This window comes from Brevibacillus laterosporus DSM 25 (assembly GCF_002706795.1).
Taxonomy (GTDB): domain Bacteria; phylum Bacillota; class Bacilli; order Brevibacillales; family Brevibacillaceae; genus Brevibacillus_B; species Brevibacillus_B laterosporus.
On the sequence record NZ_CP017705.1, the window covers coordinates 5307590 to 5324023 of the forward strand.

Genomic DNA, 16434 nt, shown 5'->3' on the forward strand with positions numbered 1-16434 from the left:
CATAATTTAATGATAATTGGTAAAAGAGGGATAAGCTGGTTACACTACTACAGATATACCTGTTTTTTGGAATATCAGCATAGATTTACAAAGCAGAGGTGACAGGGAGCATGAGTCCGACAGGGAGCTTTCTCTTAGTAGAAGATGAGAAAAACCTTGCACGTTATTTACAATTGGAATTAATGAATGAGGGATATAAAGTAGAGATTTGTCATGATGGGGCAATTGGACTTGAAAGAGCCTTACATAACGAGTACGATCTCATTCTATTGGATGTCATGATTCCTCAAATCTCTGGTATTGAGGTGTGTCGGCGTATCCGAGAAACAGGGAGTGAGGTTCCAATCATCATGCTTACGGCACGTAATGAGGTTACCGATATTGTTGCTGGACTAGACAGCGGTGCTAATGATTATTTAACTAAACCCTTTGCTATCGAAGAGTTATTTGCCCGAATCCGTGCTAATCTTCGTCCGGTTGTTTCCAAGAACCAGGAAATCCTTCACATCGACTCTCTTGAAATCCAAGTACAGAACCGTCGTGTTTTCCGCGATACGAAGGAAATTCTTTTAACCCCACGAGAATTTGATCTATTGTTGTACTTGGCCAATCATCAGGAACAAGCTTTGACACGAGAACAATTGTTGACAGCAGTTTGGGGATTCGACTTTATGGGCAATACCAACGTAGTCGATGTGTATATCCGCTACTTACGCAATAAGATTGAACGAAAACGAGCCAAAAAATTAATCCATACCATTCGTGGAGTTGGCTACAGCTTGCGGGTGGAATAAATGTTAAAAAAAGTAGCTAGACGTATGCCCACTTCCTTAACTTGGCGGTTAACCATCATATTGACTACTGCAATGACTCTGTTTTTGTTATTTATGAATTTGTTTGTCTACATGTCTACTAGTAACTTGGTCTATCAATATGAACAAAAGCAACTACAAAAGAAGATTGTTACGATTTTAAATGAATTACAGAAAGCAACATTGGACTATAAAACAACTAATCTTCAAGTTGTAAAGGATGTACTGTTGAAATATGCTGATGTTCATCAAGCGATTCTATTAGAAACCTCTACTAAAAAAAACCTAGCCTCTGTGATTGGTACTGGTTGGACGGAAGAGGACTTAGGTAATCAAAAAAATGTGATTAGCTCCATGCAATCCGTTCAATTACCTGGTTTTCCTGATGTCCTCTTACTAACCATCATTCAGGACAATGAACAGATCCGTCCCATTCTTCGGATTCTGATTCAAATTCTCTGCTGGTCTGCTATCTCTACCTTTGTCATTTCAGCCATCGGTGTCTATCAATTGACCCAAATTGGACTACAGCCGTTAACCCAATTGATTGAGCAGATTCAAAAAAAAGAAGCTGAAGATTTAGGTACACGTCTTCCCATAATCACGAATGATGTTGAAATCAAAGATTTAGTCTTAGCTTTTAATTCCCTATTAGATCGTGTAGAGGATGCCTTCAGTAAACAACAACAATTTATTGCAGATGCTTCTCATGAATTTAAAACGCCACTCGCTATCATTGAAGGCTATGCACGACTACTTCAACGCTGGGGAAAGCATAATCCTGAGGTAAGAGATGAGGCGCTTTCTGCCATGCTTCAAGAGTGTTCTCGCCTTTTTGAGTTGATTGAAGATCTACTATCTCTTGCTAAGTTACAGGATAATACTTCTAGAGAAGCCATATTTGCGACTCAAGATATGGTTCCTTTGTTAGAAGAAATCCGTACCACTTGGACAACAGTTTTTCCTAAACACCTTTCGCTTCACTTTTCTTGGGATACTCCATTAACACTGCCTATGAATACAGGTAAAATTCGTCAACTATTTGATATTTTGTTAGATAATGCAAAAAAATACACAGAGGAAGGCTTTGTAGAGGTTCATGTCTTTTCTACCGAATCTTGGGTTGAGATTCATATAAAAGATACTGGTGTGGGAATTCCAGATGCAGAACGTGCAAATGTATTTGAACGGTTCTATCGAGTAGATAAATCTCGAACTCGTGAAAAAGGAGGAAGCGGGCTTGGCTTATCAATCGCCAAATCAATCGTTGATTTGCACCATGGGCGTATCGAGATGCGAAGAACACACACGGGAGGAACTGAGGTTGTAATATGGCTCCCCTGTTAATAAGAATCGACCTTCTTCCTCCATAACTAGTATATAAAAAGTCGTTTCTTTACAAAATAGGAAACGACTTTTTCATATAGGCTACCAGTCACTACTAGTCTTTACTTCCATAGTAACATCTCATTTAATTGAAGTTTTTCTTAAAAAAGCCGCCTTGTTACAGGCGGTTTGCTAAAAGGGTTTTCTTTTCATTTCCAAACAGATATTAGCTTTGACAAAACCGTACATCTAAAGCCTGTCAAAATTTTGCCCATTCTGCTGAAATAGGCGTTGAGTCTTGATCCTATCTACTTAAAGTAATGAGTAAACAGCCTAGCATTTACAAATACAAACTTTTTCAACTCTACGTATCTGACCACGTATTTCCCCATTAGGATGTTGAGTGGTATGAGCATTTACATAGGTTTCTCCACTTAAAATAAGTTGCACTAATTCGGCGAGTGTTCTTCCTTGAAGTGGACCAACTAAATCTGCACTAGTAATAGATCCAGTCACAGTAGCATCGCATACACTAATTCCACGTTGTACTGGCCCAAAAAGGAATACCACTATAGGTCCATTAACTCCTCTTGCCCCGATATGAATATGAGCTTGAGTCAGGTTACGTAGCTCATGTAGCGATAAACGAAAATCAAGTCGGCTATTATCTGCACTTAGCTTGAACGCAGCGGTTCCAGTAGCATTTGTGAAAACAGGTGGGACTTCCTCAGAACCTCGCAGCTTAGCCCGAAATTGTATTGTCATCTCTATACCTCCTTTATAGTATTTTATTAAGAAGATCAAGAATGGCTTGTATGTTCAACTACTTCAGATGAATACAAAATAAACAGCCCTCTAACGATTTGATTCCGTCAGAGAGCAACTGATCTGCTTACATAAATAGGAGAAGCCTCTTGAGAATGGAGCCAGTCACTCAATTTCTCAGCAATTGCTTGCCCTGTTTTCCGCCTGCGGTATTCAGGGACTACATACAATTCATCGATTTGCCCATAGCAGTACTCTATTATTAAATCTTTTTTTAGGGATGCGAGACCAAAACCGACTAGTTTAGATGTTTCATCAAATGCTACATACACCATTTCATATGTAGATTCACAATATTTCGTAATCTGATGTGTGATAGCTACTTATCGCCCTCTGTTAACTCACATTCTGCTGTTTCTATACAATTCTCATTCCATAATTCTACAATTTCACCTATGATCTAGTGGGCTGCAAAATACAATTTTTTTTTAACAAAGAAAAGAGGATAGTCATCCATGCTCAAATGAACAACTATCCTCTTCGTGATCATTTTCGTTTATTTTGTACTAGTAGAAGAAGTTAGCGGCAGATGATACACCTTATTTAAAAAATAGGTTTGCACGAGCGAAAATACTCCACCCACGACCCAGTACAGCGGAAGTGCTGCTGGTAGATTCATCCCTGCCATAAAGATCATGATCGGCATCATATAATAGAAAATCTTCATATTATTAGCTCCCATAGCAGGAGTCATTTTGCTTGACAGCATCGTTTGGAAAAAGGTTGTAGCTGCTGCTAGTAAAGGCAATATATAAAACGGATCAGCATGACCCAAGTTAAACCACATAAATGAATGGTCAGCAATCTCTGGTGTGCGACGAATCGCGAAGTAAAATGCCATTAAAATCGGCATTTGAACGAGAGCGGGTAGACAACCTGCCATTGGATTGACTCCGCTTGTTTTGTACAGTTCCATCATTTCCATTTGCATTTTTTGTGCTTGTTTGGGGTCCTGATTGGAATTACTATATTTTCTTTTCAGTTTATCAATTTCCGGTTGCAGCTTTCTCATGGAAGCTCCACTTTTCATTTGCTTCATCATGAGAGGCAATAAAAGAGTTCGAATCAACAGCGTCATAATGACAATTGCTAACCCATAATTACCGTCTGTTACGCTAGCAACGTTTTGGATCAACCAAGAGAATGGATAAACAAAAAAGTGATCCCAGATACCAGGACTATCTGATGTTATCGGAGCCGTATTGCTACACCCGCTCAGTAACAACACCAAAGCACCAAGTAAAAATACAGGTAATGATTTACGTACAGCTTTCATGAACAAATCCTCCTCATTGTTTACAAACTCGATAAACAAACAAGGAGAACGATTGGGAGTGTATCATCTGATGACGTGGTTGCTCGCTTCTCTTTTCGCATAGGTACGCGTCGATATAAGTTAATAAAAGACGAACGTATTGGCATTGTCACCAGCTGTTGACGCCATTCAAAACGTTCTTCGTATTGCATTGATTGACGTTTACCAACGATGTGGGTAAATAGTAATTGACAACATGGAATCACGATTATAGATACCCAGAAGAGCAACCAAACATAAGGTAATGACAAACCAATTAATTCATCCACCACGTGCATCTCACCTCCCTATCTGTACATTACTAGCAAGTACAGTTCCTATTGTAACATACTGCCCATCCATTGTGGGAGTGGGTTGGATAGTAACATTTTCAGGAAGGAGAAGACTGTTTTTGAACAAAAAAAAGCAGCCAATCACTCATAAATTGACCTGAGATAGAGCTATGGCTGTGATCGTTTTTTCTTTATTTTTTCGTCCCCTTTTCAGTCTTTGTGGGTGTAGCTTGTTTCTCATTTACCATTTGAGATACATGCATGATAGTGGCTTCTTTTTGTAATTGAGGTAAATAGCTGAGTATGGCTTTGGCAACTTTTTTGCCACCAGGGCCTACATGGCCGATAGCAATACATGCTTCATTTTGCTTCACTTTTTCACTAATGAGCTTCAGTTGTTTCGCGATGTGTGAAGTCGTATGCACATCATCTAAGAATATCATGTTCTCAATGTAAGGAACCTGCAATTCTCGGGCGACCTGCCCAACAATGCTTTTATAAGAGGTCTTACTGTCAATGTAAAAAAGCCCTCGTTCTTTACATACCTGCAATACAATCCGCATAATACGGGGATTTTGGGTAATTTTAGATCCCATATGATTGTTCATGCCTATTGCGTGCGGAACATCATCAATCGCTTTGTTCACTCGCTGACGAATCTCCTCGTCACTTAAATTACTCATAAGTGCTCCAGGACCTAGCCAGTTTTTAGGACCCTTCATTGGTTCCATCGGCATGTGAACAATTACATCGTGTTTCTTTTGATGGGCCATTTCTGCGTCTTTTTTTGTACTTGGCAGAAATGGCATGACTGCAATGGTTAAAGGAATAGGTAAATTAAGAATTTCCTCTGTTCCTTTCATATTGTTGCCAAAATCGTCTATGATGAGGGCAACTTTGTGTGTTTTAATGGGTTCGGGAATTTTTTGTTCAGAAGCTGTGACTGAGGAGCATACAAGTGCTCCACATAGCATCAAGACTATTCCTAGTTTAGAAGCAATCCACATACATAAACCTACCTTTACACCTTTTTTGGTAGTATGTGCAACAGCATCCCTTTTCACTCTATTTTAATCCTTAAAGTCCATGACCATAGGGATACAAAACATTGCCTTTCGTATCGTAGATCGTAACAGGTAGCTTTCCCTTCGCTTTCAATTTACCAAACAGAATCGCAGCTGTGGCTTGAAAGCTTACTTTTGCATATCCATATTGCGCCACATACACAGGGACGTTTTGAAAATAAGTCAGTTGATATGGATTTCGTGTAGAAATCATAATTACCGGCTTTTTCTTTTGTTGAATCTGTTTTGTTAATACCTGATTTACGGATTGTATGCCACCTGAGAGTGAATCTGGCAATACCATCAATACGTCGGCACGATCTATTTCTTTTTGTTGCTCAGCTGTGACCACATGGGCAATAGTAATCGCTACTGTATTCTGATGATATTTCTGGATTTCCTTAGTCAGTTCACTCGTATATTTCTGACCAATCACAGCTATTTTCTGTGTCGAAGAGGGATGAAGAGGTAACAATCCGTCATTTTTGACCACTGTAATGGAGTGTTCAGCAATTGCTCGCTCCACTTGTTTGTGGGCCACTGAAGTTATGGATTTCTCTGCGATTTGTTGAAGGATAGGTACACTTGGCCTCTGTTCCTGCGGAAAAATTCCTCTTCTAATCTTTACTGACAGTATTCGTCTGACAGCTTCATCCAAACGTTCTTTCTTAATCGCTCCCGCCATGACAGCTTCCTGCATTCCTAGACTTACCTTTTCAACATCTGGGGGCATTAAAATAATGTCCGCACCAGCATTCATTGCACGAATACTGGCATCCACTGTCTCGAAATGTTGTGTAATACCTCCCATATCCATAGCATCCGTAATAACTAATCCATCATAACCAAACTCTTTGCGTAATAAACCTTGGATGAGCCTAGGCGATAGGGTTGCTGGTAGGTAAATAGATTTACCCTTTTGATTAGACATTACCTTTGTGGACTCGATCTGTGGAAAAGCTATATGAGCGACTAAGACAGAATCTACCCCCTCCTTAATCGCTTGTCGAAATGGGATGAACTCAACTTGTTCCAACTGTGTTTCCCCATACGAAATGACTGGTAAGCCTACATGGGAATCTACCGATGTATTGCCATGTCCGGGAAAGTGCTTTCCGCTAGCCACGACTCCTGTTTTCTGCATACCTGCAATAAAGGAAGTCCCCATTTTGGCTACCAATTGTGGGTTCTCACCATAAGAGCGTACACCAATCACTGGATTCTTAGAATTATTATTGACGTCTATGGTTGGTGCAAAATCTAAATTGATCCCAAGTGAAAGCAGTTCGTCTGCCATTACTTGTCCTGCCTGATATGCTAGATTTGGATTTCTTGTTGCACCTAATGCCATATTACCTGGCATATTTGTCCCTTGTTTCAGTCGTGAAACAATCCCCCCTTCCTGATCAGTACCAATAAGTAAACCAAATTTATGTTGAGTTGTTTGAAGAGCATTCGTTAGTTGAACAATTTGTTTGGTTTCATCTAAGCTGTCTTTAAATAAAATGATGCCACCTAAATGAAGCTTCTTTATCATATTCGCAATTTCTGGTGTCACTTCATGGAAAGGCTTTCCACCATACATACTAAAGCTTGGCATTAGTGTCTGTCCTACTTTTTCAGCCACACTCATGTTAGCAAGCATCCGAGGAATAACATCGTATCTATCCTGTTTCTCAGCAAGGATTTTCACACTTTTCTTGTCCATTCTTTTAAGAACCAAGCGATCATGGTAGGTTCCATCTGACACTAAAATGACTGTTTGACCCAACTTACCCTGTATGGTTAAAAGCCCTTCTCTCGAAACCGTTGCTACTTGCGTATTGCTTGAGCTCCAGCTTATATTAGCTTGGGCCTTGGTGAGATGCCCATCGGCATAGGTATGTAATGCCTGTAATTGAATCTGTTTGGTGGAGTATATCTTGGGTGTTTCAGGAAGATTTTGCGCGAACAATAAATCCGTAGGGTAAATAGTGGAAACAGTTGATGTTCGCATGATATCTGCTCTGTCCTTTGATAAAAGGGGAATGAAAAAACAAGCAAAGAGAATCAAGCTGACTGACGTATAAGCGAAAATATGCTTTCGTTTCATGAATAGGCCTCCGTCACATGTTGATTACTCCCCTTCTATTGCAGCCAAGGTAGCAATTTTTTGGCGCAAAGCATTGAGGGAGGGTTTCTCTCTTGTCGGATGCACTCGGTTCGTTAATAACAGCACGATAGACTGTTGGTGTTGATTTATTAACAATGAAGTGCCCGTAAATCCAGTATGTCCTACGCTTGGCGTGACAAAACCATGCCCCATGTACCAGGGTTGATCTCGCTCAAATCCAAGCCCCATTTGTTTCGAGCAAGTATTTGATAATTGATTCGAGAGCATTTCTCGTACACTCTCTGCTCTTAGGACTCGTTTTCTACTTCCCTTTCCGTTATGAAGAATCATAGTAGCAAATTGTAATAGATCATCTGCATTGCTAAATAATCCAGCATGTCCAGCCACACCATCTAAGGCCCATGCCTTCTCATCATGTACACTTCCCCAGATGACGTCACGTTTTGTCCATGGCTGTTGTTCAGTGGCTACGATTTTCTTCTTATCTACTTTGGGGCAAAATCCTGTATGTTTCATCCCCAATGGGTTAAATAGATTCTCCTGCATATATTGATCCAGACGTTTACCCGTTAACTGTTCGATCAAGTACCCCAGCACAATATAATTGAGATCACTATACACTACTTTTTCACCTGGATGATTTTTGAGTCTAAGCATTAGTACAGCCTTCATCCGATGTTCACGATCACCTGGTATCCTATACAGTCGTATACTAGGGGCAAATCCAGATGTATGGGTCATAAGCTGCCGAATGGTAATATTCTGTTTTCCATTACAGGCAAAATCGGGGAGATACGTAGCCACTGGCTTATCTAGGTGCACAATTTGTTTCTCTGCTAATTGCATAACCGACACAGCCGTAAATAACTTTGTTAGGGAAGCGATGTCAAATATATGTTTTTCCGTCATTTTTACGGGCTTCTCTGCTAGTTTTCCAGCTTTATTTTGATATAGATAGGCATGCCCGTATGCTCGTTCGATTTTCCTTTTTCCTCTTGAAACGATTGCTACTACGGCACCTGGAATTATCTTGTCTTCAATGGCCTTCTCAATCGCCTGATTCACTTCATCTCTCATCCCCTCTCCGCGTTTTCCTGGTCCACTTTCACGATAAAGCAGATATTTTTGACGCACCTTTACAAAAGGTTGTAAAGCTTCTCTCCACGTGCGAATTATCTGCTGTAGATTGCGAGTATTTGAGGTAAAGTCATAATGATCCACTGCCTCCTGCAAGGAACGAGTACCTGCCATATAGTGAATCCAGCCATCCTCTCTCCATCTAAAATGCTGAGGGTAACGTTTCCTAATAATATGTAACAATGTAAGCCCCGTTAAGGTGCTATCATAAGCTGTTCGATCTGTTATATAAATTTGCACACCATGTATGGTTTGTCCTTTGTATTTACCATACATCGGCTCCATATGTGCTTCGCGAATGGCTACCCCTGGAAGATTTGCCCCTTCAAGATCTACTCGCAATCGATGTGCATCAATAAAAGGGGCACCAATCCATTCGAATGGATGAGTTGTCCCTCTTCCTTCTGAAAGATTTGTTCCTTCTAGTAATCCCGTCGCAGCATATAGCCAAGCAGAATCTACTGTAGGTAGATTAGGAGAAGGAGCTACCCATAATAGTCCAGTTTGCTCCCAGGTCATCTCACGTTTCCAGCCTTGCATTCGAAGTACTCGTAAGTTGACCTTCCCTCCACGTTTGTTAGGCATAATTTCTTCATTATAAAAGAGAGCAAGCTCCCCGATCGTCATTGCATGGCGCAGAGGAATAGGCATTATTCCTATAAATGAGTTCCACTTTTCTTCTAATATAGGTCCCTCTATCCTAACTCCACCTAACGGATTGGGACGATCTAGTACCATGACTGGTTTATCTGCCAATTTAGCAGCCTCCAATACATAAGCAAGAGTCGAAGCATAGGTGTAATAGCGTACCCCCACATCCTGTAGATCAATCAACAGAATATCCGTGGAAGCAAAAAGTATAGCAATCTGTTCTGGTCTCTTTTGATATAGTTCAAATATAGGGATAGGATGTTGTTTTACATGTGTCGGTACAGAAGAAAATGTAGTTGGCTCACCATCCTGCTTTACCCCCCATATCCCATGCTCTGGACCATAAAGCGCAACTACGTTCAGACCTTTTTGCTGTAACGCGTCCAGATCATTAATCAAATCCTTGGTTACCCCCGTCTGATTGGTAATGAGTCCAATTTTTTTACCAGCTAACAGCTCAGGATGTAATAAGAGAACATCAATACCAGCAATAACTTGATTCACCTGCTTTACCTTTGTTTCATGAGCTAAGATAGAGGAGCTCCCATTAACAAGACTGACCCACAAAAGCAAGCAAACGAACACATAGGTACTTCTAGCTTGAAGACGTATGGCTCGCAACTTTTGGCTACCCACTTCCATCACCTCGCCTTGTAGTCTACCCTCAAGGCTGAAATAAATGACAAAAATTAGATGAAAAGACTCTTTAGATTTAGTTTTACAAATTAAGGCAATTCAAAAATTATTTATGATATAATGTTACATATATTTTTTTAGGAGGCGTTTATATGAAGTTCACAGTAATGATTCGGGCGCAAAAAATCCAAGGGGAAAACGCATCATTTGCCCTGTAACCTGCGCGATTCCCCTTTACTTAGGGAAGGGGCATCATTTGGTGAAAAAAGATGGAAATGAATTAAGAAGCAACGCAATGACTGACCTAGAAGCTGATCTACCAATCCACACCTTTGGAAACGCAAAAAAAATACTCTTGTGGCTTAGCTTTCTTGCCTTTTTTAGCGTTTTTAATGAAACAGTGTTTAATGTATCACTCCCTGATATTGCCCAACAATATGGTCTTCAGCCCTCTTATGTAAACTGGATCAATACGAGCTTCATGATCGCTTTTGCTATCGGATCTGCCGTATATGGCAAAATCTCTGATACGTATGGGGTTAAGAAGTTACTAATTATTGGCCTTTTGATTTACAGTGGGGGTTCACTCTTTGGTTTACTAGCACAAGCATATTTTCCTGCTGTTATTGTTGCACGTGCCATTCAGGGAGCTGGAGCATCTGCGGTACCAGCTATATTCATGGTGATTGTTGCAAGGTATATCAATGCAGAAAGTCGGGGCAGGGCTTTTGGTATGATCGGCTCTATGGTTGCCTTTGGCGAGGGAATTGGACCTGCAATCGGTGGAACTATTTCGCATCATTTCCACTGGTCTCTCCTTTTTGTTCTCCCTATAATCACATTGATCTCACTCTCGTTCCTTATACAAGTACTACCGAACGAACCTTCACGTAAGGAAAAAGTGGACGTACTTGGAGCAGTATTGCTATCCATTGGGATTGTATTGTTTACCTTATATTCAGTGGTAAATAGCTGGTTCTATTTACTAATCAGCGTTGTCGTGCTTTTGATATTTTCTCTGTATATCCGTCGTACGAAACAACCTTTTATTGAACCTTCTTTGTTTGGAAATCGGATGTTTTTGATGGGCGTTTTGGTAGGAGGTATTCTATTAGGTACCGTTGCTGGCTTTATTTCGATGGTTCCTTATATGATGAGGGATGTATATCATTTGTCAACAGGGATGATTGGCGGAGGTATCCTGTTTCCCGGTACGATCAGCGTCATTTTCTTCGGTTTCCTTGGTGGAAGTCTGGTGGATAAAAGAGGAAATACGTTTGTATTGTATCTTGGAGCCTTTTTTATAGTGCTAAGCTTCCTTGTTATTTCATTGTTCGTAGATAAATCTCCATGGCTAACAACCGTAATGTTGATACTGACTTTTGGAGGTCTCTCATTTGTTAAAACCGTGATCTCCTCTAGTGTTGCTGAAACACTCGCATCTGTAAGAAACCGGTGCAGGAATGGGAATGCTTAACCTATCCTGCTTTTTATCAGAAGGAATTGGGGTAGCGATTGTGGGTGGGCTGTTATCGAAACACTTACTTGATTTCCCGATACTTCCTACATTGTCCGTTTCTACTGCTTTTTTATACAGCAATGTGTCGCTTGCTTTAACAATTTCTGTATTGTTTGGAGTCATCATTTACACGTTGACTTATAAACGAAAATAAAGTAATTCTAGTATGACTGATGAGCCGATAACCTGACAAAGGATCTCGGCTCATCTGCTCTCAACCTAGAATAAGCAAATACTTAGGTCACTTCATCTATTACGTAGCCAAGCTCTCAGCTAGTACCTCGCCATGGAACCTGCCGTTTTCAATAAAAATTTCATTAGCGTGTAAAGAAGAGACAATCACTCCTGCAACAAATACACCGGGAACATTCGTCTCCATAGTAGCTGGATCAAATATCGGCGCTCCCGTTTCTTTATTTAGCTCTACTCCCAAAGCTTGTAACAGCTGACGATCAGGTCGATAACCAATTAAACTAAAGACAAAATCATTAGGAATTTGCGTAAATCCCTCAGGTTTTTTTATCGTCAGCATTCTATCTGTAATCTCTTGGATTTCTGAAGAATAGTACACTTTGATACGACCTTTTTCACACAAGCTTTCAAATATAGGACGAGTCCACGCTTTCACACGAGAAGAAAGCTCCTCACTACGACAGATCACTGTGACTTTGGCCCCCGCCCGTTCTAAATCCATAGCTGCATCCACAGCAGAGTTATTCCCCCCTACAATAGCTACTTCCATCCCTGCATAAGGATGAGCCTCTGTATAGAAGGAACTTACTTTTGGCAATTCTTCTCCAGCTACGCCTAAGCGGTTAGGATTGTCAAAATAACCAGTAGCGATCACAACGCGCTTTGTTTCATATTGGTTGGAGGAACCGAAGCGATCTGTGCTAGACACAACAAAATGATGATCGACTTTATCGATCTTTCCCACTTCTTCATAGGTCTGCACGCGAATATTATAACGCTTGGCAACCATTCGATAGTAATGTAAGGCCTCCAAGCGCGTCGGTTTTTCATTCGGAGTAGTAAAGGGAACCTGCCCAATTTCTAATAGCTCTGAGGTACTATGAAAAATCATATAGGTAGGATAGCGAAAGATTGAATGTACCAAGCTTCCTTTATCCAACACGAGCGGATTGATTCCGCGTTTTTTTAATGCTACAGCCGCTGACAAACCGCATGGGCCAGCTCCAATAATAATGATTTCCTCCATAGATGAACTCTCCTTCCAGCTGAATCTTTGCATCTCTTTTTTTATCCTTTCTTTTATTATAAGTCATGTAAACCAAGGAATGTGTTGTACAAGTGTATTTCTGCATAGGAAAAACCCTCAAGTCCCACCTTACACTAGGAGATACTCAAGGGTTTCCTTCACTTTTTATACACTTTTAGATTGTTTTCAAATATCCATTGCTTATTTTTGCGGTGCGAATTGCATATCTTTGTAAACTTTTACGTCAGAAGGCATTGTAAGTTCAAATAATCCCTTTGTAAACTCAGGATAAAAATCTAATTTTGTTACTTCAGTGATCCCTTGTAAGCCAAAAACAGTTGTAATTGACTTCATGGCAACACCCGTTTCTTTATCCATCCACATCTCTACTTGAAGATCATCCTTTTCAGTAGGGATCGCCATGATATGATACGTTGCACGATTGTTAATGGTTTCTTCCCCTAGGAATTGTAGCTTGTGGTTGTTTTTTAATTCACGTAGATAAAAAACATCGTTGTTTACTACCTTTTGTTCAGATGCAGCCGTGATTTCACTTGCTGATTTAGCACCTTCACGATAGCTAAGAGAGGATTTACCATTAAATACATTATAGGTGACAACCCCTGTATTGTCTTTTTCCTCAATCCGATATCCTTTATCTAAAGGACTATACCATTCCTTCGCTGTGGAAGTTATGATCTTTCCTTTTTGATCACGTTTTACGGTTGTTTCTTTATAAAGTGGAACCATCTCCATTTTTTTCATTAACTCTTCATATACTTGATCCATCGTCATTTTACTATTTTTCGCCTCAAGTAAAGAATCAGTACCTGCTCTCGTCTGCCCAATCACCTTCCCACTTGCATCGTAAACATTTGTTTTCACATATTTATCATATACACTCTCTTGTGCGTATGCTCCTGTTGCTACTAGGGTTGCTCCCGCTAAAACGACTGCGATCATTTTCTTTTTCATTTGTAAAAACCTCCCGAATCCTCAATATAAAATGTTAATTTTGTTAATAAATAGTCAAAACAATGCATGATTTCTACTCTATCAGCCTTTCAGCTCTCATGTAGCAAATTTGTTTTTTTATTGTTTCATTACCTTTGACGGAGACATTTGATAAATGTTACATGATATAACAACTTTTTTCATTTCTTTTTGGAACAGAAAAAACCTACAGAAATCTATGCTTTCTGTAGGTCGAATCCTTTCCTCTCACCCGCAATCTAATCATTACGGCCCTTTCCTTCTAGTTTAAAGGTTATCAGCTTCTTCCCATTCTTCTGCTGATCCTTTATCTGGAAAAACAGTAACAATAGTAGATTCTGGCCCAAGTTTACTTGCTACTTTTTTGGCAATGATTACATTTGCTGCTGCAGATGTTCCAATACGTATACCTGTTTGCTCATAAAAATTCTTCATTTCCACTAAGGTTTCTTGGAAAGTACAACTCCATTGTTTCGTAATGCACATTTCTTGGCTAGCGACAAAGGTTTGTTTTTTCCCAAGCCCTAATCCGCCTGATCCTGCATATTTTTTCAAACCGTTTGGAGGTTGCTCACTTCCATAGGGAAGCTCAGCAGGTGTTACCAAATGAAGTTCAACATCGGGGTGTGTTTGTTTAATTGTTTCATATGCTCCTATTAAGGTTCCTCCAGTTCCCACTGAAGCTACCCAAGCATCAATCTTCTTACCTGCTAATTGCTTGACAATTTCTTGGCCAGTCCCCATTCTATGTGCCAACAAATTCGCTTTATTTTCATGTTGATAAAGAAATGACCACGATGGATTTTCTTTACTAAGTCTAATGGTTTCTTCCATAACGCCCCAAAAACCCTTTGATTTATCAACAAGGATAATCTCCGCATGCAAAGCTGCTATTTTATCTAATAAGCTTCTGCTTGAAGCAGCGCTTAGAACTAACGTTAATGGTATTTCAAGTTTTTTACATATAACAGCTAAGGAAACAGCTAAGCTTCCTCCACTATATTCTAAGACATGTAAGTCTTCTTCTTTGTTTTCATTCAGATGAGTAGTAATTAACTCTCTCATTAGAAAATAAGCTGTCCTATCTTTTATAGAACCGGTTGGATTTTCCCATTCGCACTTCGCATATATTTTTCCATGAAGTGCGGGGCAAGGGATGTTGATTAGAGAGGTGTTGCCTATTGCATTCCCAAATTCTTGTAAATACTCTACATTCATATGATATTTGTTCATTAGTTCAGATTCCCCATTCTATGGAATTTTAGGTTTTGAAGTACTGGCACTACAGTCTGTTCCAACCCTATTTACAAAGTATTTGAGGTATTTTGTGGTTTTACGATGAAGAGATTTTTTAACACGGCATTCATAAGAAAGGTTGGAAAATATTTAAGAAGTGCTTTCTTAAAGTAGACCATAACCCGATTGTCTGATGAAGAGAAGTGAGCTGCTTTGATTGATTTTTTCTGTGTTTTTTGAACTGCGTGCTTTAAATAGGATTCATAATTTTGAAATGCTTCATTATGTGTTGAGCAGTTCATTAATTCCTCAACTAAATGGTAGGCGCCTAACATTGACTTTCCACCACCGGTTCCTGACATAAATGTCATAGCATGAGCGGCATCGCCAACTAATACAATTCGTCCTTGGCTCCATTTTGATGGCTTTACGAGTGTCATTGTATCTTGAAAGATGTTTAATGGGTTATCAATTTGTTCAATAATCTCTTTAATGCCCCATGTAATATCTTTGCATAAAGATAGCAAAAATTCTTTATTGTTAACGTTCTTCAGTTGTTCACGATGCTTTTGTTTGTAGATAAACATTCCCCAAACATACTCTTCATCCATACCACATTGAACATAATAACCTGGCATTAATGACTCTAGTGTTTGGTTTGTATCCAAATTTCTGATTAGGAGTGCAGGCTTAGGAATTGTAAATACGGAAAATCCTACATCTAGCTGTTCTTCAAATTGATTGCCCATGATCAATTTTCTTATTTGGGAATGGATACCATCTGCTCCAAACACGAAATCAAAAGATTCTTCCTTACCGTCTTGAAAACAAACCTGAACACTTTCTTCGTATTGTGTGAAAGATTGAATTGTAGTATTAAATCTAATATCAATTTGGTTTTTAATAGCCTCATAGAGGATTTGATGTAAGGAAAAACGATGAATCCCAATTGAACCACCTTGTTGTATATGAAACTTTCTGAAGTCAATATTTCTCAACTCACTGCCATCTGCATGAACAAAACGCCTTGTCTCTATTACAACCCCACATTTTTTCACATGTTCTAGTAAGCCTAGTTTACTTAAAACAAAAAGGGCGTCACCGCGTAAACTAATAACCGAACCTATAGATCGAAAAGAACTGGCTTTTTCAATAACAACAGGTTGATAACCATAAGATAAAAGACAATTAGCCAATGTTAACCCAGCAATCCCACTTCCCGAAATTAAAATTTTCAAGGATAATTCACCTCCTATATACATTATTGAAAATCATTATCACTTATTCTTGTTACATATAGAAATTTATGACAAGAA

Annotated in this window: 13 protein-coding genes and 1 pseudogene; 3 read left to right on the top strand and 11 right to left on the bottom strand. The window is 39.5% G+C overall.

Features of this window, described 5'->3' with window-relative positions; translation table 11 throughout:
• Positions 1–110 precede the first annotated feature (110 nt).
• Positions 111–794 (top strand): response regulator transcription factor, encoded by a 684-nt coding sequence (locus BrL25_RS24175; RefSeq protein ID WP_018670631.1) that lies wholly within the window; start codon positions 111–113, stop codon positions 792–794.
• Positions 795–2159, top strand: coding sequence for a sensor histidine kinase (locus BrL25_RS24180; RefSeq protein ID WP_018670630.1), 1365 nt, complete (start codon positions 795–797; stop codon positions 2157–2159). It begins immediately after the preceding gene.
• Positions 2160–2471: 312 nt separating this feature from the next.
• On the opposite strand, the gene BrL25_RS24185 is transcribed toward BrL25_RS24180, so the two are convergent.
• The 7 genes from BrL25_RS24185 to BrL25_RS24215 form a co-directional block, all read right to left on the bottom strand.
• A complete protein-coding gene (locus tag BrL25_RS24185) occupies positions 2472–2903 on the bottom strand; it encodes a CHRD domain-containing protein (RefSeq protein ID WP_018670629.1) in 432 nt (143 codons plus the stop codon).
• A gap of 107 nt (positions 2904–3010) precedes the next feature.
• Entirely contained in the window at positions 3011–3238 is a 228-nt protein-coding gene (locus tag BrL25_RS26635) for a GNAT family N-acetyltransferase (RefSeq protein ID WP_081621593.1), read from the bottom strand.
• 221 nt (positions 3239–3459) lie between these two features.
• Positions 3460–4239, bottom strand: a complete 780-nt coding sequence (gene yidC / locus BrL25_RS24195) for a membrane protein insertase YidC (RefSeq protein ID WP_018670628.1) — start codon at positions 4237–4239, stop codon at positions 3460–3462.
• Between the two features lie 20 nt (positions 4240–4259).
• On the bottom strand, positions 4260–4556 hold the full coding sequence (locus tag BrL25_RS24200) for a hypothetical protein (protein ID WP_026315071.1): 297 nt from the start codon (positions 4554–4556) through the stop codon (positions 4260–4262).
• Positions 4557–4741: 185 nt separating this feature from the next.
• A complete protein-coding gene (locus BrL25_RS24205; RefSeq protein WP_018670626.1) occupies positions 4742–5614 on the bottom strand; it encodes a divergent polysaccharide deacetylase family protein in 873 nt (290 codons plus the stop codon).
• 13 nt (positions 5615–5627) lie between these two features.
• The gene (locus tag BrL25_RS24210; RefSeq protein WP_018670625.1) at positions 5628–7706 is read right to left on the bottom strand and encodes a glycoside hydrolase family 3 protein; all 2079 of its coding nucleotides are present in this window, start codon (positions 7704–7706) and stop codon (positions 5628–5630) included.
• A 24-nt stretch (positions 7707–7730) separates the two neighbouring features.
• The gene (locus tag BrL25_RS24215) at positions 7731–10151 is read right to left on the bottom strand and encodes an exo-beta-N-acetylmuramidase NamZ domain-containing protein (protein ID WP_018670624.1); all 2421 of its coding nucleotides are present in this window, start codon (positions 10149–10151) and stop codon (positions 7731–7733) included.
• Positions 10152–10446: 295 nt separating this feature from the next.
• On the opposite strand from BrL25_RS24215, the pseudogene BrL25_RS24220 reads away from it, so the two are divergent.
• Positions 10447–11824: pseudogene (locus BrL25_RS24220) on the top strand (MFS transporter).
• A gap of 99 nt (positions 11825–11923) precedes the next feature.
• Here the strand turns inward: BrL25_RS24220 and BrL25_RS24225 are convergent.
• From BrL25_RS24225 to BrL25_RS24240, 4 genes are all read right to left on the bottom strand, one after another.
• On the bottom strand, positions 11924–12889 hold the full coding sequence (locus tag BrL25_RS24225) for a YpdA family putative bacillithiol disulfide reductase (protein WP_018670623.1): 966 nt from the start codon (positions 12887–12889) through the stop codon (positions 11924–11926).
• A gap of 201 nt (positions 12890–13090) precedes the next feature.
• Positions 13091–13864: a LolA family protein gene (locus BrL25_RS24230; RefSeq protein WP_018670622.1), complete on the bottom strand. Its 774-nt coding sequence runs from the start codon at positions 13862–13864 to the stop codon at positions 13091–13093.
• A gap of 285 nt (positions 13865–14149) precedes the next feature.
• On the bottom strand, positions 14150–15100 hold the full coding sequence (locus BrL25_RS24235; protein WP_026315070.1) for a pyridoxal-phosphate dependent enzyme: 951 nt from the start codon (positions 15098–15100) through the stop codon (positions 14150–14152).
• A gap of 86 nt (positions 15101–15186) precedes the next feature.
• Positions 15187–16356, bottom strand: a complete 1170-nt coding sequence (locus tag BrL25_RS24240) for an FAD-dependent monooxygenase (RefSeq protein WP_018670620.1) — start codon at positions 16354–16356, stop codon at positions 15187–15189.
• Between the last annotated feature and the right edge of the window lie 78 nt (positions 16357–16434).